This window comes from Mesorhizobium sp. P2_E10 (assembly GCF_056404235.1).
The window spans coordinates 245712-269512 of record NZ_JBFUEK010000007.1 but is presented as its reverse complement, the minus strand read 5'-3'; the positions used below and the strand labels follow the sequence as shown (position 1 = coordinate 269512).

Here is a 23801-nt window from a genome sequence, read left to right as displayed (position 1 = left end):
CATCGGCAGCGGGCCGATGCGCAAAGGAGAAGGCAGATGAGTGCGCTGAAGCAAATTACCTTCGCGGCAAGCCTTGCGCTGGCGCCGTTCGATGCCGGCGGGGCTGAACCACCTCGGGCAATGGCGCTCGCCGATGAGCGTGCCGTCATCCGCATCGCCGATGCCATCGATCGCGCTGTCGATGCCCAGGATTGGCGGCTCGCCCGCAGCTTTTTCGCCGACCGCGTCACGGTCGACTTCAGCAGCCTGAGCGGACAGCCTGCGGCCACCATCGCGTCGGACGATTTGATCGCAACCTGGGCAGCGAATCTCAGGGGCAGCAAGACCAGCCTGCATCTGCGCACCAACCATCAGGTCGTCATGGCCGCCGGCGCTGCGACCGTCTTCTCCAACGCCTATGCCTGGAACCGGATGGAAGGCAATGGCGACCCGCTGTGGGAAGTCTGGGGCACCTACGAACACCATCTCATCCGTTCCGGCGCAGGCTGGAAAGTGGATGGCTTCACCTTCCGCATGACGCATGAGCGCGGCAATCCCTGGGTCAAGACGACCCCCGGGCAGGATCGGCGTTGAACATCGGATCAGGAACGGAACGACATCATGAGCATGACCTACTACACCCTTGGCAACAGCGGCCTCAGGGTCAGCCGGCTGGCGCTGGGCACAATGACCTTCGGCACCGAATGGGGCTGGGGGGCGGACAGAGAAACCGCGCGCGCCATGTTCGACGCCTATGTCGAGGCCGGCGGCAATTTCTTCGACACTGCTGACCTCTACACCGGCGGCACCAGCGAGACCTGGCTGGGCGAATTCATCGCCGAGCGTGGAATGCGCGACAACGCGGTCATCGCCACCAAGTTCACCTTCAACGCGGAGCCTGGCAACCCGAATGGCGGCGGCAACGGCCGCAAGAACATTTTGCGCGCCGTGGACGCCTCACTGAAGCGGCTGGGCACGGACTATATCGACCTCTATCTCCTGCATGTCTGGGACAGGCTGACGCCGGCCGAGGAGGTCATGCGCACGCTGGACGACCTCGTCCGCATGGGCAAGGTGCGCCATATCGGCCTGTCCGACGTGCCGGCCTGGTATGCCGGTCGGGCGCAGGCGATCGCCGAACTGCGCGGCTATGAGTCGGTCTCGGCCTTGCAGCTCGAATACTCGCTCGCCGAGCGCACCATCGAACATGAATTCGTGCCCTTCGGCACGCGCCATGGCGCCGGCATCATGGTGTGGAGCCCGCTGGCCAGCGGCTTACTCAGCGGCAAATACCGGCCGACCCAGAGCGGAAACGTTGGCCGGCTCGATGGTTTCCGCAACACCACCCATCCAGGGTTCCAGAAATTCACGGAGCGCAACTGGGCGATCGTGGCCGAACTCGAAAACGTCGCCGCTGAACTCGGCCGCAGCATGCCCCAGGTCGCACTCAACTGGGTGGCGACGCAGCCGGGCATCGCCTCCGTCATCCTCGGAGCCACCAAGCTTGCTCAGCTGCAGGACAATCTCGCGGCGCTGGACTTCTCGCTTCCCCCTGACCTTCGCGATCGGCTGGATGCGGTCAGCCGCGTTCCGGCACCGTTTCCCCATTCGTATTTCGGTTCCGAGATACAGGCCAGGGTTACCGGCGGCACCGCGACCGGCGACAAGCCTTCCGGCTATGCACCGCCGGTGGTTGTCGAAGGCGAAGCCGTCAGCATCAGCAGCAACTGATCGGCTGCACGCGAAACGGCTGGGAATTTGCGACAGGGCGCGGCGTGACATCGCCGCGCCCTTCGTGTATCGGGTCAACGCATCGTGACAGCACCGCCGGGCGAAGCGGGGTCGGTTTTGCCTCCCGAATTCCCGCGCCGAGATTTTCGAGGAACCAGATGACGGCCAAGCCTCTCTTTCGACGTGTCTTGCTGAAAGCGTCAGGCGAAGCGTTGATGGGTGAGCAGCATTTCGGGATCGACGTGTCGGTGGTCGATCGCATCGCCGCCGACATCGCCGAGGCCCGCGCTTTGGGCATCGAGGTCGGCGTCGTCATCGGCGGCGGCAACATCTTTCGCGGCGTGGCCGTAGCCTCCAAGGGCGGCGACCGCGTCACCGGCGACCACATGGGCATGCTCGCCACCGTCATCAACTCGCTGGCGCTGCGCACGTCGCTGAACAAGATCGGCGTCGACGCCGTGGTGCTGTCGGCAATCGCCATGCCCGAGCTTTGCGAGAGCTTTTCGCAACGCCAGGCGACCGCCTACATGAACCAGGGCAAAGTCGTCATTTTCGCCGGCGGCACCGGCAATCCGTTCTTCACCACCGATTCGGCCGCAGCGCTTCGCGCCGCTGAGATCGGCGCCGACGCGCTGTTCAAGGGCACCCAGGTCGACGGTGTCTATTCGGCCGATCCCAAGAAGGATCCGCACGCGACGCGCTTCGAGCGCATCAGCCATGCCGAAGTGATCAACAAAGGCCTTTCGATCATGGATACCGCGGCGATTGCACTTGCGCGCGAAAATAACATTCCGATAATCGTCTATTCGATCCACGAAAAGGGTGGTTTTGGCGACATTCTGAGGGGCGGCGGCCGTTGCACGGTCGTTGCCGACGATTGATCCGGAGCAAGATCCCGAAAACCGGGTTTTCGGAGTGAGGCTCGAACACAAGCAGTGAACCCGGGCAAACGGGTCGAGGAGACAATGATGAGTGGTGAGTTCGACGATCTCAAGCGGCGCATGGATGGCGCGATCGCCGCATTCAGGCACGACCTGGCTTCGCTGCGCACCGGCCGCGCCTCCGGCAACCTGCTCGACGCCATCCAGGTTCAGGCATACGGCACAACCATGCCGATCAACCAGGTGGCGAATGTGTCGGTGCCCGAGCCGCGCATGATCTCGGTTTCGGTCTGGGACAAGTCGATGGTCGGCGCGGTCGACCGTGCCATCCGCGAATCCAATCTCGGCTTCAACCCGATCGTCGACGGTACCAATCTCAGAATTCCGCTGCCGGAGCTCAACGAGCAGCGCCGCAAGGAGCTGGTCAAGATTTCGCATGGCTATGCCGAGAATGCCCGCGTCGCCGTGCGCCATGTCCGCCGCGACGGCATGGATTTCCTGAAGAAGGCGGAAAAGGACGGCGATATCAGCGAGGACGATCAGCGCAAGCGCTCCGATCAGGTCCAGAAGCTGACCGACGAGACGATCAGCACCATCGACCACCTGCTTTCCGATAAGGAAGCTGAAATCATGCAGGTTTAGGGTCTGGCCATCGGCTGGCCCGAAAGCGAGAACATGGCAACGCCCGCGCATGTCGCGATCATCATGGACGGAAACGGACGCTGGGCCAAGGCGCGTGGCATGCCGCGGCTCGCCGGCCATCGCGCCGGCGTCGAGGCGCTGCGCAAGACGGTACGCGCAGCACCCGGTCTCGGCATCTCCTTCCTGACCGTCTATGCCTTCTCGTCAGAAAACTGGTCGCGGCCGAAAGCCGAAGTCAGCGACCTAATGGGTCTGTTGAAGCTGTTCATCCGCCGCGACCTTGCCGAGCTGCACCAGAGCGGCGTGCGGGTGCGGATCATCGGTGACAGGGCAGGGCTGCAGCCCGACATCAGGGGCCTACTCGAAGAGGCCGAATCGCTGACCGCTGGCAACGAGTCGCTGACCCTGGTCATCGCTTTCAACTATGGCGGACGCGACGAGATCGTGCGCGCGGCGCGCAAGCTCGCCGAGGCCGTGGCGCGCGGCGAACTCGCCAGCGAGGCGATATCAGTCGAATCCTTTGCCGGCTCCCTCGACACGCAAGGCATTCCCGATCCGGAATTGGTCATACGCACCAGCGGCGAGCTTCGTTTGTCGAACTTCCTTTTGTGGCAGGCAGCCTACAGCGAACTTGTCTTCCTGCCTTGCTACTGGCCCGACTTCAGTCGTGAGCATCTGGCTGACGCATTGCGCGATTTCGCCGGCCGCGAGCGCCGTTTTGGCGGACTTGCCGCCCAAGACGTCGCATCGTGACCGGCGCCGGCATGAGCAATCTCCAGCTTCGTGTCGTCTCGGCAGTCGTTCTGGCCGCGATTGCCCTTGGCTTGACCTGGCTCGGCGGGTTGTCGTTCCGTTTGCTTTGCGCTGCCATGGCGGCGGTGATATTCTATGAATGGACGCGCATGTCGCGCCCGGCCGCCGTTGCGGGGCTCGGCTTTCTGCCGGAAGCGCTGCTTCTTGTTTTCATTGGTGCCTTGATCGCCGGCCTGCCGGCGTCCTGGCTGCTGCCTCTTGTCGTGGCCCTTGTTGTCGTCACTTCTGTCGCCGCACGGATTGGCGGAACAACCCAGTGGGATGCTCCTGGCCTTGCCTATGCCGCTGTTTCCGGTCTTTCGCTGGCGCTGTTGCGCGACGGCGACCATTCCGGCCTGATTGCGATCCTGTTTCTGTTCGCGGTGATATGGGCGACCGACATTTTTGCCTATTTCGTTGGCCGCGCTGTCGGCGGCCCAAAGCTGGCGCCGTCGATTTCACCCGGCAAGACGCAGAGCGGTGCGCTCGGCGGCGCCGTCGGCGGCGTGGTTGCGGGGGTGCTTTTGGCTGCTGCGGCCGGAGCCGGCAATCTTGGTGTCCTTGGCCTGGTCGCGCTGGTGCTGTCGATCGTCGCCCAGGCCGGCGACCTTTTCGAATCATGGGTCAAGCGCCGCCACGGCCGCAAGGATTCCAGCGCGTTGATACCGGGCCATGGCGGCGTCATGGACAGGGTCGACGGGCTTGTCGCGGCGGCTTTCGCCCTGTACGTCATCGGCTGGATTTCGGCGACCGCCGATCATCCGGCGCAGGGGTTGTTTCCGGCTTGAGCAGCATTTTCAGGGCGAAGAATGGCGCGCGCCACGGATTCGCCCGGATTGATGTCACAGTCGCGGCGCGAGCTGCGCTGCGGATGGAATTTGAGGGCATGAATTGAACGAGATTCTTCACGCGGTTTTCAGCACGCAGGGCTTCGTCCTCGGCACGCTGGTGCCTTTCCTGTTCGTGCTGACCGTGGTCGTGTTCGTCCATGAAATGGGCCACTACCTCGTCGGTCGCTGGTGCGGCATCGGCGTGAAAGCCTTTTCGATCGGCTTCGGCCCCGAACTTTTCGGCTTCAACGACAGTCATGGCACGCGCTGGAAGCTCTGCGCCATACCGCTTGGCGGCTATGTCAAATTCGTCGGTGACATGAACGCCACGTCGAGCCAGCCCAGCGCGGAAGATCTGGAAACGCTGACCGATGCGGAGCGCAAGATTGCCTTCCACGCCCAGCCGATCTGGAAGCGCGCGGCCACGGTGGTGGCCGGGCCGCTGTTCAATTTCCTGCTGACGATCGCCGTCTTCGCCGTGTTGTTTTCGGCCTATGGTCGCCCCGTGATGGAGCCGATGGTGGCTCAAGTTACTGCCGGCAGTCCGGCGGAAAGGGCCGGCATTCTGCCCGGCGACCGATTCGTTGCTGTCGACGGCAGCAAGGTCGAGACCTTCGCCGACGTCCAGCGCCTGGTTTCGGGCCGCGGCGGCGATGCCATCACGTTCATCATGCTGCGCGACGGCAAGGAGGTCACCGTAACGGCGACGCCGGAACCGATGGAGCAGACGGATGCGCTGGGCAACAAGGGCAAGGTGGCGGTAATCGGCGTCGTCAACAACAATGAAGTCGGTCAGCCCAGGCTGATCACCTACAGCCCTGTCGGAGCGGTAGGCGCCGCGGTCGAGGAGACGGGGCACCTCATTCAGCGCACCGGCCAGTTTCTGCAGCGATTCGTCGTCGGCCGCGAAGACAAATGCCAGCTGGGCGGCCCGATCAAGATCGCGAAGATGTCGGGGCAGGCGGCAAAACTGGGCTTCCTGTGGTTGGTGCAACTCGTTGCCGGGCTGTCAGTCGGGATAGGGTTTCTCAACCTTCTGCCGATTCCCCCCCTCGACGGCGGCCATCTCTTGTTCTACGGCGTGGAGGCTGTCATCCGGCGGCCTGTGTCGGAACGGATGATGGAAATGGTCTACAGGGCCGGCCTGCTTCTGGTGCTCGGCTTCATGGTCTTCGTTGTCTGGAACGATCTGTTTGGGTGCTGAAATCATGAAGGAATTTGGCTTCGGCACGACCAATGTTGAGACGCCGTTTACCATGCAGGGGGGTATGAGTGACGCGAAAGCCACGCACCAGGGTTAAGTAATTACAAATTAACCAGAAGCCTTGCGTGTAGGGAAAATCCGGTTAATACGGTAGGAGAAATTACCGCACGTCCGGTTTTCTCGCCGTGGGGACTTCGAGAAAAGGTACAAAAGCCCGATGAAGGCAGCATCCAAGTTTCTGAGCGCCGCGTCCGCGGTGGCTTTGTCCGCCGCTCTGGTTGTGCCAGGCGCGCTCGCAGTGCAGTTCGTTGCCACATCTGCGGCAGAGGCTGCTGTTGTCAGCAGAGTGGAAGTCAGCGGCAACCAGCGTGTCGACGCCGATACCATCCGCAACTACGTCACCATCAAGCCCGGCAAGGCCTTTTCCAGCTCCGATATCGATGAGGCGGTCAAGGCCCTGTTCGGCACTGGACTGTTCTCGGACGTCCAGATCAACCAGGTCGGTTCGACGCTGGTCATCAAGGTTTCCGAATACCAGGTCGTCAACCAGGTTCTGTTCCAGGGCAACAAGAAGCTAAAGGACAACGCCCTGGCGGCAGCAGTCCAGCTGAAGCCGCGCGGCACGTTTTCGCAAGCAGCTCTCGATGCTGATGTCGAGGCGGTCAAGGCTGCCTACAAGCGAATCGGCCGCGACGACGCCGCTGTCACCACGCAGATCATGGATCTCGGCGACAACCGCGTGAACGTGGTCTTCAACATCAATGAAGGCGGCCGCACCCAGATCGCTTCGATCAATTTCGTCGGCAACAGCGCCTATTCGAGCCGCCGCCTGTCCGATGTCATCGCTACCAAGCGCTCGACTTTCCTGTCCTTCGTGCTGCGTGACGACGTCTATGACGAGGACAAGCTGCGCGCCGACCAGGAACTGCTGCGTCGCTTCTACTACAATCACGGCTATGCCGATTTCCAGGTTGTTTCCGCGGTCGGCGAACTCGACGACACGACAAACAAATACACGGTGACCATCACCGTGCAGGAAGGCGACCGCTACAATTTCGGCGACATCAGCGTCGAGAGCACGATCCCCGAGGTCGACTCGAAGTCGCTGGAATCAGTGGTCCAGACACACAAGGGCGACGTCTACAACGCCAAGGATGTCGAGGACTCGATCATCGCGCTGACCGAGAAGGTCGCGGGTTCCGGTTATGCCTTTGCCCAGGTGACGCCGCGCGGCGATCGCAACTTCGAGAACCACACCATTTCGGTCGTCTACACGGTCGACCAGGGCACCAAGGCCTATATCGAGCGCATCGAGATCCGCGGCAACGATCGCACGCGTGACTATGTCATTCGTCGCGAATTCGACGTCAGCGAAGGCGACGCCTTCAACCAGGTTCTCATCCAGCGCGCGAAGAAGCGGCTGGAAAACCTCAATTATTTTGACAAAGTCGACATCTCGACGGTGCCCGGCTCCGAGCCCGACCAGGTTGTGCTGGTGGTCGATGTGGTCGAGAAGTCGACCGGCGAGTTCTCCGTCGGCGCCGGCTATTCGACCGGTGGCGACACGGCAGGTCCATCTGTCGAAGGCTCGATCACCGAGCGCAACTTCCTCGGCCGCGGCCAGTTCATCAAGATCTCGGCGGGTGGCGGCAAGAATTCCCGCGACTACAGTCTGTCCTTCACCGAGCCCTATTTCCTCGGACGGCGTATTGCCGCCGGCTTCGACATCTTCCAGCAGACCCGGAACTACGACCACTACGACAGCGAGACGTTGGGAGCGACGGTTCGCTTCGGCCTGCCGATCACCGACAGCATCTCGACCCAGTTGGCGTATAACATCGCGCAAGAAAAATACGCGATTGCAGACGGTTGCTTGACCAGTGGGATTTACGATCCCACCAAGTGCACTATCTCCACCGCGATCCTGGATGGTGTGGAACAAAGCCCGTGGATCAAGTCGTCGGTCAGCCTTGGACTGGTCTACAACACCATCGACGACATGAAGAATCCGCATGAAGGCATCTACGCCACTGCCACCACGGAAGTGGCTGGCCTCGGCGGTGACGCCAAGTTCGTCAAGGTCACCGGCCGTACCAGTGTCTACCAGACGCTGTCAGAGCAGCTGGATCTTGTGGGGCTTGTTTCGGGCGGCGCCGGCCATATCTATGGCTATGGCAGTGACGACCTGCGCGTCTTCGATCATTTCCAGAGCAGTGACCGCATGATCCGCGGCTTTGCCTACGGCGGTATTGGCCCGGTGGCTCTGGGCACCAGCGGCGACCATCTCGGCGGCACAACGTATTTCAATGCTTCGGCCGAAGCCCAGTTCCCGCTACCTGTGATCCCGGAAAGCTTCGGTCTGCGCGGTGCGGTCTTCGCCGATGCGGCGACGCTCTATGGCAGCAAGGTCACTGGTGTCGACCCAACGTCAACCGGCATGCAACTGCGCGCGTCGGTCGGTCTCGGGCTGATGTGGGCATCGCCGTTTGGCCCGATCCGCATCGACTACGCGATCCCGGTCAAGAAGGAAGCGACTGACGACGTGCAGGAATTCAACTTCGGCATATCGACCCGCTTCTGATCTGCGGGTAACGATGCTTCCGGGCCGTTGGGGTCCGGAAGAAAGTGATCCGACCTAGCTGGATATTGCTTTTGGAATGACCGATCCGGTGTTCTTCGCGCCCTCACGCCGATACACGGCTGGCGAAGTCGCGAATCTGACCGGCGCGATGCTTGTCGATTCCGACCAATCCCACATATCGATTGCAGCCTTGGCACCGGCGAACGAGGGCGGCGAGGATGCGCTCGTCTTCGTCGACGGCAAGCGCAATTTTGCGCTGATGCAGTCCCTGAAGGCTGCGGCGGTCCTCTGTCCCGCCGAATTTGCTGTCAAGGCGCCGACGGGCGTTGCGGTTCTGGTCCATCCGCGTCCGCAACAGGCTTTCGCGATGGTCGGACGCCTGCTTTTCCCGGCGGCTGCCACGCCGGGACCGATGACCAGCGAAACCGGGGTCTCGCCGCATGCCCATGTCGACCCGACGGCGCATGTCGAGGCGGGTGCGATCATCGAGGCCGGCGCGGTCATCGGTCCGCGCGCTTCCATCGGCAGCGGAACCGTCGTTGCTCCCCATGCGGTGATCGGTCCTTCCTGCCAGATCGGCCGTGACGGCTACATCGGCCCGGGCACCAGCATCCAGTATGCGCTGATCGGCAACCGCGTCATCATCCATGGCGGCGCCCGCATCGGACAGGACGGCTTTGGTTTCGTGGGCGGCGCCAAGGGACCGGAGCGCGTCCCGCAGATCGGCCGTGTCATCATCCAGGACGATGTCGAGATCGGCTCGAACACAACGGTCGATCGCGGCGCCATGTCCGATACCATCATCGGCCAGGGCACCAAGATCGACAATCTGGTGCAGATCGCCCATAATGTTCGCATCGGCCGCAATTGCATCATCGCAGGGCTTTCGGGTATTTCCGGTTCCGTAACTGTAGGCGACAACGTCACCATGGGTGGTGGTGTCGGTCTTGCGGATCATTTGACCATAGGGGCAGGGGCCAAGCTTGCTGCGAGAAGTGGATTTATGAGCAACGTGCCTGCCGGCGAGATCTGGGGGGGCTATCCGGCCCAGCCGATGGCGGAAGCCATGCGCGAGATTGCCATGCTGCGCAAGCTGGCCAGGACGCGCAAGCAGGGCGACGGGGGGAATAGCTGATATGACGGCGGCGACGACGCTGGAGGCGGTTGACATATTGGGGCTGATGAAGCTCCTGCCGCATCGCTATCCGTTCCTGATGATCGATCGCATCATCGACATCGATGGCGATGACTCCGCCGTCGGCATCAAGAACGTCACCATAAACGAGCCGCATTTCCAAGGTCATTTCCCCGATCAGCCGGTGATGCCGGGTGTGCTGATCGTCGAGGCAATGGCGCAAACCGCCGGCGCCATCTGCATCCGCAGCCTTGCCGCCGAAAAACCATCCCTGGTCTATTTCCTGACCATCGACAACGCCAAATTCCGCAAGCCGGTCGTCCCTGGCGACCAGTTGAAAATCTATGTCAAAAAAATCAAGAAACGTGGCAATCTGCTCAAATTCGCCTGTGAAGCTCTGGTCGACGGCGCCAAGGCCGCTGAGGCCGAGATTTCGGCGATGATGGTCACCAGCGGCTGACGATCGAATGCTCATGAAAATCCAGACATCAATCCATCCTTCGTCGGTCATCGAGGAAGGCGCTCAAATCGGCGAAGGCGCCCGTATCGGGCCTTTCTGTCACATCAGTGCCGACGCCGTGATTGGCGATCGCGTTGAGCTGGTCAGCCACGTCTCAGTGCTGGGCGCAACCACCATCGGCGCCTCGACCAAGGTCTATCCGATGGCGACACTGGGCGGGCCGCCGCAGAACACCAAGCACAAGGGCGGCCGAACCACCCTGATCATCGGCGAGAACTGCACGATCCGCGAAGGCGTCACCATGCATCTCGGCACCGATTCCAGTCGCGGCGAGACGACGGTCGGCAACAACGGCAATTTCCTTGCCTACGCCCACATTGCGCATGATTGCGTCGTCGGCAAGAACGCCACCTTCGCCAATGGCGCGACGTTGGGCGGCCATTGCGAGGTGGGCGACAATGTCTATATCGGCGGCCTTACCGCCGTGCACCAGTTTGTCCGCATCGGTGACAACGCCTTTCTCGGCGGCTGCTCGGCTGTCGTGGGTGACGTCATCCCCTTTGCCATTGCCGTCGGCAATCGCGCCAGCCTGCGCGGCCTCAACATCATCGGCCTGAAGCGCTCCGGCCTGCCGCGCTCGGAAATCCATGTGCTGCGCAAGGCTTACCGGACGATCTTCGATCGCTCCCGCACCGTCGGCGAGAACATCGAATTCGCCAAGGCGGAATTCGCCGCGTCGCCGACCGCCATGAAAATCATCGATTTCATCGCCAGTCGCGGCAAGCGGCACTATGCCGTCCCGTCGCTCAAGGGTGGCGACGGCGATACCGATGACGAAGACTGAGGTCAGCGGAACGACGCTAGATCTCGCGCCAGGCTCCAGAGTCGGCATCATTGCCGGCGGCGGCAGCCTGCCGGTCGAAGTGGCAGTCGGCCTGGCGGAGCGGGGATATCCGCCTGTTATCATCCTGATGGAAGGCGAAGTCGACCGTATACCGGACCTCGCCGGGTACGAGCAGGAAACCCTTGCTCTGGAGGACATCGGCTCACTCGTGCCGTTGCTGAAGCGACGCCGAATTACACATCTGGTGCTGGCAGGAGAGATCAGGCGCCGGCCAAGGCTGACCAGTCTGCGACCAAGTCTCAGCCTGATCGCCGTGATTCCCGTGGTAATCAGGGCACTGGCCCGCGGTGACGACGGCCTATTGAAGGTTGTGGCGCGAGGTCTGCAAGCGAGAGGCATCAAGCTTGTCGGTGCTCACGAGGTCGTTCCTGAATTGGCCGCGGCCGAGGGCTCGCTGACCAGGGCCGAGCCGCGAAAATCCGACTGGCGCGACATCGAGGCTGCCCGCGCGGCGGCAAAAGCCATCGGCGCGCTGGACATTGGCCAGGCGGCGGTCGCGATCGGTGGCCGGGTGATTGCCCTGGAAGGCGTCGAGGGCACCAACGGGCTGCTTGAGCGGACGGCACAATTGCGTGGTCATGGCAGGCTCGCCGGCAACACGCGCGGTGTCCTGGTCAAATGCGCCAAGCCCGGTCAGGAACTGCGTGCCGACTTACCATCCATCGGCCCGCAGACCGTCGCCGCAGCGCATGCCGCCGGGCTTGCCGGCATTGCCATCGAGGCCGGGCGTTCGCTTGTCCTTGAAGGCCCAGCCACAATCGCCAATGCCAATGCGCTCGGCCTATTCATCGTCGGTCTGCCTGCAGCGGAGCTGGCGCATGGCCACTGACAAGCCGCTGAAGATCGCCATCGTTGCCGGCGAAGAATCCGGCGACCTGCTTGGAGCCGACATCGTCCAGGGGCTCAGGCGCGCGACCGGCCGCGACATCCAGCTGGTCGGCATCGGCGGCCGCCATTTGCAGGCGCACGGGCTTAACTCCCTGTTCGACGGCAGTGAAATCGCGCTGATGGGATTTAGCGCCATCCTGCGCGACCTGCCGCGGCTGATCCAGCGGATCGGCCAGACGGCAAAGGCGATCGCGGCTGAAAAACCCGACTGTCTCATCACCATCGACAGCCCGGATTTCTCGCTGCGGGTGGCAAAAAAGGTGCGTGCCGCCGATCCGGCAATCCCGATCATCCACTATGTCTGCCCGAGCGTCTGGGCGTGGCGGCCGGGCAGGGCTGTGGCGATGAAGCCTTATGTCGACCACATCCTGTGCATTCTGCCATTCGAGGTGAAGGCGCTCTCCCGCCTTGGCGGCCCGCCCGGCACCTATGTCGGGCATCGCCTCACCCATGACGCGGGCCTGGCAGGTGCTGCTAGGGCACAAGGCCTGCCACGCGACCTGTCCAATGACCGTGTGAAGACATTGCTCGTGCTGCCCGGTTCGCGCCGCGGCGAAGTGCGCCGGTTGATCGAGCCCTTTGGCAAGACAGTGTCGGCACTGCGCGCGCGGGGGCACCGCTTGCGCCTGCTGTTGCCAACCGTGCCGCATGTCGCCGACCTGGTCAGGGCGTCGGTGGCTCGCTGGGACGAGACGCCGGAGATCATTCTCGACCCCGAACGCAAGTGGCAGGCTTTCGGCAAGGCCGATGCGGCTCTGATCGCCTCGGGAACGGTGTCCCTGGAGCTGGCGCTGTCCGGTGTTCCGATGGTGTCCTGCTACAAGCTCGACCCCATCGCGCGCCTGATCGCGCAGCATGTCATCAACGTCTGGTCGGCGCTGTTGCCCAATTTGATCGCCGACCGCGCGCTGATCGCGGAATTCTACGACCAGTATGTCAGGCCGGACAATTTGGCCCATCAGCTGGAGGCCCTGTTTGCCGAGACCGGCATGCGTGCCTGGCAAAAGGACGGTTTCGCCGAGATCGCACGGCGCATGACGACCGACAGGCCGTCCGGGGACATCGCCGCCGATGTCGTGCTTCGCCACATCAAACCTGGTCACCACAAATAGAAAGCGCCCTTGCGGGCGCTTTTGACGGTTCGGTCTTGGCCTGCTCAGCGCTTGGCGATCGGCACGTAGTCGCGTTCGGGCGCGCCCGTATAGAGCTGGCGCGGGCGGCCGATCTTCTGGTGCGGATCCTCGATCATCTCCTTCCACTGCGCGATCCAGCCGACGGTGCGGGCGACCGCGAACAGCACGGTGAACATGGTGGTGGGGAAACCCAGTGCCTTCAAGGTGATGCCCGAGTAGAAGTCGACGTTCGGATAGAGCTTCTTCTCGATGAAATAGGAATCGGTCAGCGCGATCTTTTCCAGCTCCATGGCGATGTCGAGCAGCGGATCGTCCTTGATGCCGAGCTCGCCCAAGACCTCATGCGCGGTCTTCTGCATGATCTTGGCGCGCGGATCGTAGTTCTTGTAGACGCGGTGGCCAAAGCCCATCAGCCGGAATGGATCGTTCTTGTCCTTGGCGCGGGCGATGAATTCCGGGATGTGGTCGACATGACCGATTTCGCCCAGCATGTTCAGCGCTGCCTCGTTGGCGCCGCCATGGGCGGGACCCCACAGGCAGGCGATGCCGGCGGCAATGCAGGCGAACGGGTTGGCGCCCGACGAGCCGGCAAGACGAACGGTCGAGGTCGAGGCGTTCTGCTCGTGATCGGCATGCAGGATGAAGATACGCTCCATCGCACGCGCCAGCACCGGGTTGATCTTGTATTCCTCGCACGGCACCGCAAAGCACATATGCAGGAAGTTGGCGGCGAAGTTCAGCTCGTTCTTCGGGTAAATGAAGGGCTGGCCGATGTGGTACTTGTAGGCCATCGCCGCGATCGTCGGCATTTTGGCGATCAGCCGCATCGAGGCGACCATGCGCTGGTAGGGGTCGGAGATGTCGGTGGAGTCGTGATAGAAGGCCGACAGCGCGCCGACCACGCCGCACATCACCGCCATCGGGTGCGCGTCGCGGCGGAAGCCGGTGAAGAAGCGCGACATCTGCTCATGCACCATGGTATGGCGCGTCACCCGGTAGTCGAAATCGTCCTTCTGCGCCTTGGTCGGCAATTCGCCGTAAAGCAGGAGGTAGCAGACTTCGAGGAAGTCGCCATGCTCGGCCAACTGGTCGATCGGATAGCCGCGATGCAACAGGATGCCGGCATCGCCGTCGATGAAGGTGATTTCGGACTCGCAGCTCGCGGTCGAGGTGAAGCCGGGATCATAGGTGAAGGCACCGGTGGTGCTGTACAGCGAGCCGATATCGATAACATCTGGCCCGACCGAGCCGCTTCGCACCTTGAACTCGTGCGTTTTGCCGCCGAGTTCCAGCGTTGCGGTCGACGTGTGCGGTTTGCCGCCAAATTCCAGTTTTGTCGCAGCTTCGGTCATTGCAAGCTCCTTTTGTTTCGTCATGCCGGCAAAGGCAAATATCTGCAACGCAACACGTCGAAGGCATCGGACTGCGCGCTGGCGCCCGCAGGGGGATTTCCGTGCCAGATTGGACCAAGACCTAATGTTGCACTGCGAAACGTACCTTTCAATGCCAATCTTCTTGGGCCAGATCTCTCCTAATCGATTTGATCGGCGATGCGGGCCAGGCTTTCCTCGCGGCCAAGCACGGCAAGCACGTCGAAAACGCCGGGCGACGTGGTCTTGCCGGTCAGGGCTGCCCGCAGCGGCTGGGCCACGGCGCCGAGCTTGTGGCCACCGGCCAGCGCGTAGTCGCGGATCGCGGCTTCCGCATTGGCGGCCGTCCAGTCGCCCGAAACCGTCTGCAGTGCCGCGCGGGCGCCGCGCAGAACCGTGCGTGCATCGGCATTCAGCACCAGCGCTGCCTTCTCGTCGATCGGCAACGGCCGCTCGACGAACAGGAAAGCGGCGCCGTCGACCAGCTCCACGAGCGTCTTGGCACGCTCTTTCAGGCCGGGCAGGGCGGCAATCAATTGCGCCTTGCGCTTGTCGTCGAGACGTGCGGCAAGCGCCGGCCCGCCTTCGAGATAGGGCAGAGTGGCGACGAAGATATCGAACAGCGCCTTGTCGTCCATCTTGCGCATATGCGCGCCGTTGATCGACTCCAGCTTGGCGAAGTCAAAACGCGCAGCACCCTTGTTGACATCGCCGATGTCGAACCAGGCAACCATGTCCTTGATCGACATGATCTCGTCGTCGCCATGGCTCCAGCCGAGCCGGGCCAGATAGTTGAGCAATGCCTCGGGCAGGTAGCCCATGGCACGATAGGCCTCGACGCCGAGCGCACCGTGCCGCTTCGACAGTTTTGCGCCGTCGGCGCCGTGGATCAGCGGGATGTGCGACATTGACGGCACGTCCCAGCCCATGGCGTTGTAGATGACGGTCTGGCGCGCGGCGTTGGTCAGATGATCGTCACCGCGAATGATGTGGGTGACGCCCATGTCGTGATCGTCGACGACGACGGCATGCATATAGGTCGGATTGCCGTCCGAGCGCAGGATGATGAAATCGTCGAGATCCTTGTTGGGAAAGCGCACCTCGCCCTGCACGCGGTCGTGCACGACGGTCTCGCCCTCGGTCGGCGCCTTGATGCGGATGGCGCCCTTGACGCCTGCAGGCGCCTCTGAGGGGTCGCGGTCGCGCCACTGGCCATTGTAGCGCGGCGGCAGGCCCTTGGCGCGTGCCGCCTCGCGCATCGCCTCGAGCTCGCCTGGCGTCTCATAGCTGTAATAGGCCTTGCCCAGGCGCACCAGCTCCTCGGCCACCTCGCGGTGGCGCGGTGCACGCTCGAACTGCGATATGGCCTCGCCGTCCCAGGAAAGCCCAAGCCAGGTCAGCCCATCCAGAATGGCCTGGGTAGCCGCCTCGTTGAAGCGCTCGCGATCCGTGTCCTCGATGCGCAGCACCATAGTGCCGTCGGTGTGCTTGGCATAGAGCCAGTTGAACAGCGCCGTGCGCGCGCCACCGATGTGCAGGTAGCCGGTGGGCGAGGGGGCAAAACGGGTGACGACCTTGTCGGACATGGAACTCTCGGGGAACGTAGGAAGCGGGTGCGGTTTCGCGGGCTTTCGCGCGTTGCGCGTTCATGTAGCATAGGAGGTCTAGGGCGCAAGGGGCAGACCCGATGGCTGGACGAGGCCGCAGCGTGGACGACAGCGATGGCGCGACCACAAGCGTCAGCGAACGGTCGCTGTTTGCCGACGTTCCGCTTGTCGAGCAAACGCCGGTTTTGCTGCCGGTGCCAGACCTGGGCATCCCCCCTTCATCGCTCGATGGTCCCACGCCGGTACCAGCTCCCGCGACCGGTCCGGTGTTGCGCTTCCACAGCAGGCTTCGCCGTTCGTCATTGCCCGCAATCCGCCGCGGCATCGCGGTGGCCGCCGGCACGGAACTCGACCGCGGCGTCGCCTTCCTGCTGGTGCCGGTTTTCCTCGCCGCCGGCGTGATCATCTACTTCTCGCTGGCCAACGAGCCGAGCTTTCTGCAACCCATCGCCTTCGTGATGCTGATGGCATCCTGTTCCATTGTCTCGCGGTCGTGGCCGAGGACGCATCTGTGCTGCATGGCTGCGATGCTGTGCGCGCTCGGCGTGGTCGCCGCCAAGCTGGAGACCTGGCGCGCCGGAACGCAAATGCTCGGTTCCGAGATTCAAACACGGCTGACCGCGCGCGTCGTCAGCCTTGAGGAGATGGAAAGCGGCCGCGTCAGGCTGACGCTAGACGTGGTCTCGACCGCTTATCCCAAGCTGCGCTACGCGCCGGAGCGTGTCAGGCTCTCGGCGCGCACGGTTCCCGCCGATATGACCGCCGGTTCCCTGATCACCGGTTATGCCAGGCTGATGGCGCCAACCGGCCCGGTGCGGCCGGACAGCTATGACTTCTCCTTCGACAGCTATTACTCCGGCATCGGCGCCAGCGGCTTCTTTCTCGGCAACCCAAGAACCATTGCCTCGGTGGACCCCCCGCGGCTTACCGCATGGCTTTCTTCCGCGATCGAAAACGCGCGCGAGAACATTGCAGACCGTATCAGGGGCAAAATCGGCGGCGCAGAAGGTGAGATTGCCGCGGCACTGATTGTCGGCGTGCGTGCCGGCATCCCGGAAGAGATCAATGAGGCGATGCGGCGCACCGGCATCTATCACATCATCTCCATTTCCGGCCTGCACATGGCCTTGGTCGCCGGCACCATCATGGCGCTGCTGCGCGGCGCCTTTGCCCTGTTTCCAGATTTTTCCTCACACCGGCCGGTCAAGAAATATGCCGCGGCTGCCGCGCTCATTTCTATCGCTGCCTATCTCGTCATTTCAGGCGTCGTGGTTGCAGCCGAACGCAGCTTCATCATGCTGGCGGTGATGCTGATCGCCGTGCTGTTCGATCGGGCAGCACTCACCATGCGCAATCTGGCGATCTCAGCCATCGCCGTCATCCTGGTGTCGCCGCACGAAGTCGTCGGCCCGAGTTTCCAGATGTCCTTCGCCGCCACCGCGGCGCTGGTCGGCGCCTATGACGGTTGGTCCGACTACCGCGAGGGCAAGGCAACGTCACCACCGCCTCGGCGCTCACTGCCAGCCTTCCTCAGTGGAAAATTCCTGCTGGCGACAGGCGGTCTGGCCATGACCTCGATCATCGCCGGCAGCGCCACCGCGCTGTTCGCCATATGGCATTTCCAGCGTGTGTCGCCGCTCAGCCTGTTCGCCAATCTGGCCATCATGCCGATCGTCTCCGTCGTCATGCTTTTGGCCGTGATCAGCGCCCTTGCGATGCCGTTTGGCGCCGATGGAATACCACTGTATTTGATGGGCAAGGGGCTGACGGCGATGATCGCCCTGTCGGCATGGATTTCGGAGCGCTCGCCGATCGATGCGGTCGGGTTGATCTCGCTCAAATCGGTGTTTCTGACGACCATCGCGCTGATCATCGCCACCATGGCGACGACATGGCTTCGGCTGGCAGCACTGCCATTTGCACTCGCAGGCCTGCTGACGATTTCCGACACACGCACGCCCGACGTGCTGATTTCCGAAGACGCCCATCTGGTTGCGCTGCCGATTGGCGGCGGTGAGCTGGCCCTCAACCGGGCGCGTTCGAACGAATTCACGACCGACAACTGGAAGCGCGCCCTAAAGTCCGAAACCATCGTCGAGCCCGAGACGTTCGACAACAGCAGCGAACAATTCGATATTGCCGACCCGACCGAATTGCCGCCAGGCTCGCCCTTCTATTGCAAAGCCGGGCTGTGCCTTGCACGGCATCCCTCCGGCGCGATCGTCGCCTATGTCGAAGACCGCAAGAACGCGTGGAAAGCCTGCTCTTTCGCGACCCTGATTGTCATCGACGACGCCACCGCCCATGACCCTTGCCGCGATCCGCTGGTCCTTGTCGTCAACAAGCGACAACTTGCCCGTTCGGGCAGCGCAGCCATCTTCTTCGATCCGCAATCGGCGATCAGGCCGGCAGAGATCGACTTTGCCGTCGACAAGCCATACCGCCCCTGGCACGTCCAACGAAAATTCTCTCGCGAAGCGAGGGGGCTACCGCCCTACAAGAAGCCCGAAAAATCAGCCGTCAAGCCGGCTCAGTAACGGCGGATCAGCCCGACCAACTTGCCTTGCACCTTGACCCGGTCCGGGCCGAAAATGCGGGTCTCATAGGCCGGATTGGCGGCCTCGAGCGCGATCGAGGCGCCCTTGCGGCGGAACCGCTTCAGCGTTGCTTCCTCGTCATCGACCAGCGCCACGATGATCTCGCCCGGGCTGGCGGTATCGGCGTTGCGGATGATGACCGTGTCGCCATCGAAAATGCCGGCCTCGATCATCGAATCGCCCTTCACCTCCAGTGCATAGTGTTCGCCGCCCATGATCATGTCCGGTGGCACCGAGATCGAATGCGTCTGGTGCTGGATGGCGTCGATCGGCACACCGGCGGCAATGCGTCCCATCACCGGGATCGACACGGCGGCGACCACATCGTCGTCATTGCCGGCCGAAGGCATGCGCGAAGGCGCTGGCTTGATTTGCCGCCCGAGGCCGCCTTGTCCAAGACTGCCCTGGATAACGCTCGGCGAGAATTTGCGCGCTGCGTTGAGGCCGGGCGCGATCGAGTCCGGCAGCCGCAGCACTTCCAGGGCGCGGGCACGGTTGGGTAGCCGGCGAATGAAGCCGCGTTCTTCTAGCGCCGTGATCAGCCGGTGAATGCCTGACTTGGAGGCAAGGTCCAGCGCTTCCTTCATCTCGTCAAACGACGGCGGAATGCCGCTCTCCTTCAGTCGCTCATGGATGAACATCAGAAGTTCATGTTGCTTGCGCGTCAGCATGGCGGCCCCCAAGGGTTTCGAACCAGAGATTTCGAACCAGAATCAGAAAAACAAACCCAGAACAAACACTATCTGTTCCAGTTGTGTTCCGCAACCGTTTAAAGTTTAATGAATATGTTAGGGCTCTGGAAACAATGCCGCCGCGCCAACGGCGTCGCCCGCTTTCACCGGAACGAGCCTCATCGCCTTGATTCTGCTGTCGTTTGCCGCCTCCGGGCTCCCGCAAGGCGGCACTTGCATCGGCCGTCAGCCGGCAAAGAGGGCACGCTATTGCAGCCATATCGACGGGGCGATTTGGTTAATGCACCGTGAACGAAACGAAGTCAAAACGCCAACCTTGGGCAGGTTTGGCTCCTGATTTTCAGCACCTGGTCGGACAGCTTGTCATCGGTGGAACCTTGCCGCGCGATGCCAGGTGGTGGAAAAGCGCTGGTGACCGATGGATGCCGTCGTTCCGGCGTTGCGTCGAATGTTGGGGGAGTAGACAAACCATGACAGGAATTCCCGATCTGGCGGCCATCGAGGCGATGGATGCCGCGGATCCGCTGCGCGCCATGCGCGACCGCTTTGTGCTGCCGCAAGGAGTGATCTATCTCGACGGCAATTCGCTGGGAGCCGCCTCGCATGCCGCTTTCGACGAGTTGCGCAAGGCGGCGACCGAGGAATGGGCGCATGACCTGATCCGCGCCTGGAACACGGCCGGCTGGTTCGACATGCCGCTCGAGCTCGGTGACCAGCTTGGGCGCCTGATCGGCGCCGCCGCCGGCCAGACGGTGGTCTGCGACACGACCTCGGTCAACATTTACAAGCTGCTGCACGCCGCGATGGCGATGCGGCCGGAGCGGCCGGTCATCGTCGCCGAGGGTGACAGTTTCCCGACCGACCTCTACATGGCCGAAGGCGTGGTCTCGACGCGAAAGAACACTCAGCTGCGCCTTTCGGGTTTCGACGCGCCTGATATCGAAGGGCTGATCGACGAACGCACCGCCGTGGTGTTGGTCAACCACGTCAACTACAAGTCCGGCGAGTTGCGCGACATGCCGGCGCTGACGCGCAAGGCTCAGGATGCCGGGGCGCTGATCGTCTGGGATCTCTGCCACACCGCCGGTGCGATGCCAGTCGAACTGGACAATGCAAACGCCGACTTCGCCGTCGGCTGCACCTACAAATATCTGAATGGCGGCCCGGGCGCCCCTGCCTTCATCTATGCGGCCGAGCGCCACCTTGCCGACATCCAGCAGCCGCTCACCGGCTGGTGGGGCCATGCAAGGCCCTTCGCCTTCGAGCCGGGCTATGCCGCCGGCATTGGCATCCGGCGGTTTCTGTGCGGCACGCAGCCGGTGCTGTCGATGCGCACGCTGAAGGGCGCGCTCGACATCTGGAGCGATGTCGACATGGCGGCGGTGCGAAGCAAGAGCATTGCGCTGGCCGACCTGTTCATCGAACTCGTCGAGGCCAAGTGCGGCGCTTACGGGCTGACGCTGGAAAGCACCCGCGACGGCAATAAACGCGGCAGCCAGATTTCGTTCGCGCACGAGCATGGCTACCAGATCATGCGGGCGCTGATCGAGCGTGGCGTGATCGGCGATTTCCGCGCGCCTTCGACCATGCGCTTCGGCTTCACCCCGCTCTATGTCGGTTATGCCGATGTCTGGCAGGCGGTCGAGGTGCTCGAAGATATCCTGCGCACCGGCGCCTGGAGGGACGCGCGCTTCGCCGTCAAGACGGCTGTCACCTGATCGGGAGCGCTGGTATCAAACGCCTTTCGGCGCGCGCAGCCGGAAACGCTGGATCTTGCCGGTCTGCGTCTTGGGCAAGGCGTCGACGAATTTCACCGAGCGCGGGTATTTGTAAGGCGCGATCGTTGCCTTGACGTGGTCCTGCAGGCGTTTGACGGTTTCCTGGTTTGCTGAGACGCCTTGCACCAGCACGATATGGGCTTCGACGATCTGGCCGCGTTCGATATCTTCGGCGCCGATCACCGCGCATTCGGCGACGTCGGCATGCGAAAGCAGCGCCGCCTCGACCTCCGGCCCGGCAATGTTGTACCCGGCGCTGACGATCATGTCGTCGGAGCGGGCAGCAAAGTGGAAGAAACCGTCTTCATCCTGCAGAAAGGTGTCGCCGGTGAGGTTCCAGCCGTCGCGGACATACTCCTTCTGCCTGATATCGGCCATGTAGCGGCAACCTGTGGGGCCGCGCACCGCCAACCTGCCTGTCGTGCCGCGCGGCACTTCGCGCATTTCGTCGTCGACGATGCGCGCCTCATAACCGCCAACGGGTTTTCCGGTTGAAGCCGGTTTCATGTCACCAAAACGGTTGGAGATGAAGATGTGCAGCATTTCGGTGGCGCCGATGCCGTCGAGGATCGGCTTGCCGGTCTTCTGCGTCCATTCCTCGAAAACCGGCGCCGGCAACGTCTCGCCGGCCGAAACGGCGACGCGCAGCGACGACAGGTCGGCGCCTTCATCCATCGCCTTCAGCATCGCCCGATAGGCGGTCGGCGCGGTGAACGAGATGGTCGCCCTGTAGGTCTCGATGATGTTGACCATGTTGGGCGGCGTCGCCTGTTCGAGCAAGGTCGCGGCGGCGCCGAAGCGCAGCGGGAAGATCGCGAGCCCGCCGAGACCGAAGGTGAAGGCGAGCGGCGGTGAGCCGACAAAGATATCGTCCGGCGTCACCTCGAGGATTTCGCGCGCATAGGCGTCGGCGATGATCAGCAGGTCGCGGTGAAAATGCATCGTCGCTTTCGGCACGCCGGTCGTGCCGGAGGTGAAGCCGAGCAGGGCGACGTCGTCGCGGCCGGTCTTCACCGCGGCAAAAACGACCGGCTTGTCGAGCGCCGCGCGATCGAGTTCGGCATCATGGTTGGCGGTGCCGTCGAAGCCCACGACCTGCTTCAGGAACTGGCTGTCCCTGGCGCAAGCCGCCATCTCGTCCATCAGCCTGACATCGCACAGCGCCAGGGTTATCTCCGCCTTGTCGACGATCTTGGCCAACTCGCCGGCGCGCAGCATCGGCATGGTGTTGACGACGACCGCACCCGCCTTGGTGGCGGCCAGCCAGCAGGCGACCATGGCCGGATTGTTGGCCGAGCGGATCAGCACCCGGTTGCCCGGCCTGACGCCAAAATTCTCGACCAGCGCGTGCGCCAGACGGTTCGTCCAGTCGGACAGTTCCTTGTAGGTGCGGCGGCGGCCATTGCCGATCAGCGCCGTATGGTCGCCAAGGCCTTTTTCGACCAGCCTGTCGGTCAGTTCGACCCCGGCATTGAGAAAATCGGGATAGGCAAAGCCGTCGAGCAGGAAGTTTGGCCATTGCTCCTGCGGCGGAAGATTGTCGCGGGTAAATGTGTCGGTATGGGCTGTCGGTCCAAGCATTTCGCGGCTGTGTCCCCACCTGCTTTGTGACCATGGCGTGCGTTGCCTGGACAGGCAACATCGCATCTGCCGAAAATTGTTTCAAGCCTAAAGGTTTTCGCCTCGAAGCATTGACGGCGCCCCGCGCCATGCTCATTGCTACGTTGCAAAAGCCACATCGCCAGGGGGAGGGCGCCAGTGCTCGAACATCACATTGCCGATTGGGACAACGCCTATGCCAACGGCGCCAACATCGCCGGCAGCGACCGCTGGCCCGCGGCATGGGACGAGCCTGCGCAGGCCTTTCGCGACGCTCTTTCGGCCAAGGGCAGGGCGCAGCTCGACATTGTCTACGGCGATAACTCACGCAACCGACTCGATCTCTTCTTACCCAATGCCGCGCCCAGGGGGCTCGTTGTGTTCATCCATGGCGGCTACTGGATGGCGTTCGACAAGAGTACCTGGTCGCACCTCGCCAATGGCGCTGTCGGTCACGGCTATGCGGTGGCAATGCCGTCCTACACGCTCTGCCCCGACATACGCATCGGCGGCATCGCCAGCGAAGTCGGCGCGGCGATCGGCAAGGCGGCGGCGCTGGTCGAAGGGCCGTTGATGTTGACCGGGCATTCCGCCGGCGGCCATCTGGCCAGCCGGATGGTGACGACAACCACGCCTCTGGCGGTCGATGTCGCGCGGCGCATTCGCCATGTCGTATCGATCTCGGGTGTGCACGATCTGCGCCCGATCATGCGCACCGGCATGAACGAGACGCTGGCGATCGATGAGGCCGAGGCGCTGGCCGAAAGCCCGGCGCTGCTGCGACCGATGGAGAAGGCCCGCCTGACCTGTTGGGTCGGCGGCGGCGAGCGCGCCGAGTTCCTGCGCCAGAGCGCGCTGCTCGCCAACATCTGGACCGGCCTCGGTGCCGCGACCAGTTCGGTGGTCGAGCCTGACCGGCATCATTTCAACATCATCGACGGTTTGGCCGATCCGGACCATAAGCTGACCAGGACCTTGATCGCGGAGTGAGAGACAGG

The 23801-nt window shown here is 62.9% G+C and carries 20 protein-coding genes; 16 read left to right on the top strand and 4 right to left on the bottom strand.

All coding sequences use genetic code 11. From position 1 onward, the window contains the following. The first annotated feature begins 36 nt into the window (after positions 1-36). From AC1D0N_RS20685 to lpxB, 13 genes are all read left to right on the top strand, one after another. Entirely contained in the window at positions 37-573 is a 537-nt protein-coding gene (locus AC1D0N_RS20685; protein WP_477247117.1) for a nuclear transport factor 2 family protein, read from the top strand. A gap of 27 nt (positions 574-600) precedes the next feature. Further along, entirely contained in the window at positions 601-1710 is a 1110-nt protein-coding gene (locus AC1D0N_RS20680) for an aldo/keto reductase (protein WP_477247115.1), read from the top strand. A 158-nt stretch (positions 1711-1868) separates the two neighbouring features. Beyond that, positions 1869-2591, top strand: a complete 723-nt coding sequence (pyrH, locus tag AC1D0N_RS20675) for a UMP kinase (RefSeq protein ID WP_477247113.1) — start codon at positions 1869-1871, stop codon at positions 2589-2591. 87 nt (positions 2592-2678) lie between these two features. Then, on the top strand, positions 2679-3233 hold the full coding sequence (frr, locus tag AC1D0N_RS20670; protein ID WP_477247111.1) for a ribosome recycling factor: 555 nt from the start codon (positions 2679-2681) through the stop codon (positions 3231-3233). 33 nt (positions 3234-3266) lie between these two features. Next, positions 3267-3986 (top strand): isoprenyl transferase, encoded by a 720-nt coding sequence (locus AC1D0N_RS20665; RefSeq protein ID WP_477247109.1) that lies wholly within the window; start codon positions 3267-3269, stop codon positions 3984-3986. An 11-nt stretch (positions 3987-3997) separates the two neighbouring features. Then, a complete protein-coding gene (locus AC1D0N_RS20660) occupies positions 3998-4813 on the top strand; it encodes a phosphatidate cytidylyltransferase (RefSeq protein ID WP_477247107.1) in 816 nt (271 codons plus the stop codon). A 103-nt stretch (positions 4814-4916) separates the two neighbouring features. Then, complete coding sequence (gene rseP, locus AC1D0N_RS20655) at positions 4917-6059, top strand: RIP metalloprotease RseP (RefSeq protein ID WP_477247105.1); 1143 nt, start codon at positions 4917-4919, stop codon at positions 6057-6059. 217 nt (positions 6060-6276) lie between these two features. After that, a complete protein-coding gene (bamA, locus tag AC1D0N_RS20650) occupies positions 6277-8640 on the top strand; it encodes an outer membrane protein assembly factor BamA (protein WP_477247103.1) in 2364 nt (787 codons plus the stop codon). A 76-nt stretch (positions 8641-8716) separates the two neighbouring features. Next, positions 8717-9775 (top strand): UDP-3-O-(3-hydroxymyristoyl)glucosamine N-acyltransferase, encoded by a 1059-nt coding sequence (lpxD, locus tag AC1D0N_RS20645; RefSeq protein WP_477247101.1) that lies wholly within the window; start codon positions 8717-8719, stop codon positions 9773-9775. Next, on the top strand, positions 9768-10235 hold the full coding sequence (gene fabZ, locus AC1D0N_RS20640) for a 3-hydroxyacyl-ACP dehydratase FabZ (protein ID WP_477247205.1): 468 nt from the start codon (positions 9768-9770) through the stop codon (positions 10233-10235). Before lpxD ends, fabZ begins: the two co-directional genes overlap by 8 nt. Before the next feature lie 13 nt (positions 10236-10248). Continuing rightward, positions 10249-11079, top strand: a complete 831-nt coding sequence (lpxA, locus tag AC1D0N_RS20635; RefSeq protein WP_477247203.1) for an acyl-ACP--UDP-N-acetylglucosamine O-acyltransferase — start codon at positions 10249-10251, stop codon at positions 11077-11079. Continuing rightward, entirely contained in the window at positions 11066-11968 is a 903-nt protein-coding gene (locus tag AC1D0N_RS20630; protein ID WP_477247099.1) for an LpxI family protein, read from the top strand. The genes lpxA and AC1D0N_RS20630 overlap by 14 nt, the downstream gene beginning before the upstream one ends. Next, positions 11958-13139, top strand: a complete 1182-nt coding sequence (gene lpxB, locus AC1D0N_RS20625) for a lipid-A-disaccharide synthase (protein ID WP_477247097.1) — start codon at positions 11958-11960, stop codon at positions 13137-13139. The genes AC1D0N_RS20630 and lpxB overlap by 11 nt, the downstream gene beginning before the upstream one ends. A gap of 44 nt (positions 13140-13183) precedes the next feature. Here lpxB and gltA read toward each other — a convergent pair whose 3' ends face one another. Together gltA and gltX are read right to left on the bottom strand one after the other, a co-directional pair. Further along, positions 13184-14512: a citrate synthase gene (gene gltA, locus AC1D0N_RS20620; protein ID WP_477247095.1), complete on the bottom strand. Its 1329-nt coding sequence runs from the start codon at positions 14510-14512 to the stop codon at positions 13184-13186. A gap of 179 nt (positions 14513-14691) precedes the next feature. Further along, the gene (gene gltX / locus AC1D0N_RS20615; RefSeq protein ID WP_477247093.1) at positions 14692-16116 is read right to left on the bottom strand and encodes a glutamate--tRNA ligase; all 1425 of its coding nucleotides are present in this window, start codon (positions 16114-16116) and stop codon (positions 14692-14694) included. Positions 16117-16217: 101 nt separating this feature from the next. On the opposite strand from gltX, the gene AC1D0N_RS20610 reads away from it, so the two are divergent. Continuing rightward, positions 16218-18674, top strand: a complete 2457-nt coding sequence (locus tag AC1D0N_RS20610) for a ComEC/Rec2 family competence protein (protein WP_477247091.1) — start codon at positions 16218-16220, stop codon at positions 18672-18674. On the opposite strand, the gene lexA is transcribed toward AC1D0N_RS20610, so the two are convergent. Then, the gene (gene lexA, locus AC1D0N_RS20605) at positions 18668-19405 is read right to left on the bottom strand and encodes a transcriptional repressor LexA (RefSeq protein WP_258601763.1); all 738 of its coding nucleotides are present in this window, start codon (positions 19403-19405) and stop codon (positions 18668-18670) included. The genes AC1D0N_RS20610 and lexA overlap by 7 nt on opposite strands. Before the next feature lie 491 nt (positions 19406-19896). On the opposite strand from lexA, the gene kynU reads away from it, so the two are divergent. Continuing rightward, on the top strand, positions 19897-21144 hold the full coding sequence (gene kynU / locus AC1D0N_RS20600; protein WP_477247088.1) for a kynureninase: 1248 nt from the start codon (positions 19897-19899) through the stop codon (positions 21142-21144). A 15-nt stretch (positions 21145-21159) separates the two neighbouring features. Here kynU and AC1D0N_RS20595 read toward each other — a convergent pair whose 3' ends face one another. Further along, on the bottom strand, positions 21160-22785 hold the full coding sequence (locus AC1D0N_RS20595) for an AMP-binding protein (protein WP_477247087.1): 1626 nt from the start codon (positions 22783-22785) through the stop codon (positions 21160-21162). Positions 22786-22962: 177 nt separating this feature from the next. Here AC1D0N_RS20595 and AC1D0N_RS20590 point away from each other — a divergent pair, with 177 nt between their 5' ends. Then, positions 22963-23793: an alpha/beta hydrolase gene (locus AC1D0N_RS20590; protein ID WP_477247085.1), complete on the top strand. Its 831-nt coding sequence runs from the start codon at positions 22963-22965 to the stop codon at positions 23791-23793. Positions 23794-23801: the final 8 nt, after the last annotated feature.

Excerpts from the sequence above, each read along its gene's own strand:
- AC1D0N_RS20685 (WP_477247117.1), top strand. The coding sequence starts at position 37 with ATGAGTGCGCTGAAGCAAATTACCTTCGCGGCAAGCCTTGCGCTGGCG.
- AC1D0N_RS20680 (WP_477247115.1), top strand. The coding sequence starts at position 601 with ATGAGCATGACCTACTACACCCTTGGCAACAGCGGCCTCAGGGTCAGC.
- pyrH (WP_477247113.1), top strand. The coding sequence starts at position 1,869 with ATGACGGCCAAGCCTCTCTTTCGACGTGTCTTGCTGAAAGCGTCAGGC.
- frr (WP_477247111.1), top strand. The coding sequence starts at position 2,679 with ATGAGTGGTGAGTTCGACGATCTCAAGCGGCGCATGGATGGCGCGATC.
- AC1D0N_RS20665 (WP_477247109.1), top strand. The coding sequence starts at position 3,267 with ATGGCAACGCCCGCGCATGTCGCGATCATCATGGACGGAAACGGACGC.
- AC1D0N_RS20660 (WP_477247107.1), top strand. The coding sequence starts at position 3,998 with ATGAGCAATCTCCAGCTTCGTGTCGTCTCGGCAGTCGTTCTGGCCGCG.
- bamA (WP_477247103.1), top strand. The coding sequence starts at position 6,277 with ATGAAGGCAGCATCCAAGTTTCTGAGCGCCGCGTCCGCGGTGGCTTTG.
- lpxD (WP_477247101.1), top strand. The coding sequence starts at position 8,717 with ATGACCGATCCGGTGTTCTTCGCGCCCTCACGCCGATACACGGCTGGC.
- lpxA (WP_477247203.1), top strand. The coding sequence starts at position 10,249 with ATGAAAATCCAGACATCAATCCATCCTTCGTCGGTCATCGAGGAAGGC.
- AC1D0N_RS20630 (WP_477247099.1), top strand. The coding sequence starts at position 11,066 with ATGACGAAGACTGAGGTCAGCGGAACGACGCTAGATCTCGCGCCAGGC.
- lpxB (WP_477247097.1), top strand. The coding sequence starts at position 11,958 with ATGGCCACTGACAAGCCGCTGAAGATCGCCATCGTTGCCGGCGAAGAA.
- gltA (WP_477247095.1), bottom strand. The coding sequence starts at position 14,512 with ATGACCGAAGCTGCGACAAAACTGGAATTTGGCGGCAAACCGCACACG.
- gltX (WP_477247093.1), bottom strand. The coding sequence starts at position 16,116 with ATGTCCGACAAGGTCGTCACCCGTTTTGCCCCCTCGCCCACCGGCTAC.
- AC1D0N_RS20610 (WP_477247091.1), top strand. The coding sequence starts at position 16,218 with ATGGCTGGACGAGGCCGCAGCGTGGACGACAGCGATGGCGCGACCACA.
- lexA (WP_258601763.1), bottom strand. The coding sequence starts at position 19,405 with ATGCTGACGCGCAAGCAACATGAACTTCTGATGTTCATCCATGAGCGA.
- kynU (WP_477247088.1), top strand. The coding sequence starts at position 19,897 with ATGACAGGAATTCCCGATCTGGCGGCCATCGAGGCGATGGATGCCGCG.
- AC1D0N_RS20595 (WP_477247087.1), bottom strand. The coding sequence starts at position 22,785 with ATGCTTGGACCGACAGCCCATACCGACACATTTACCCGCGACAATCTT.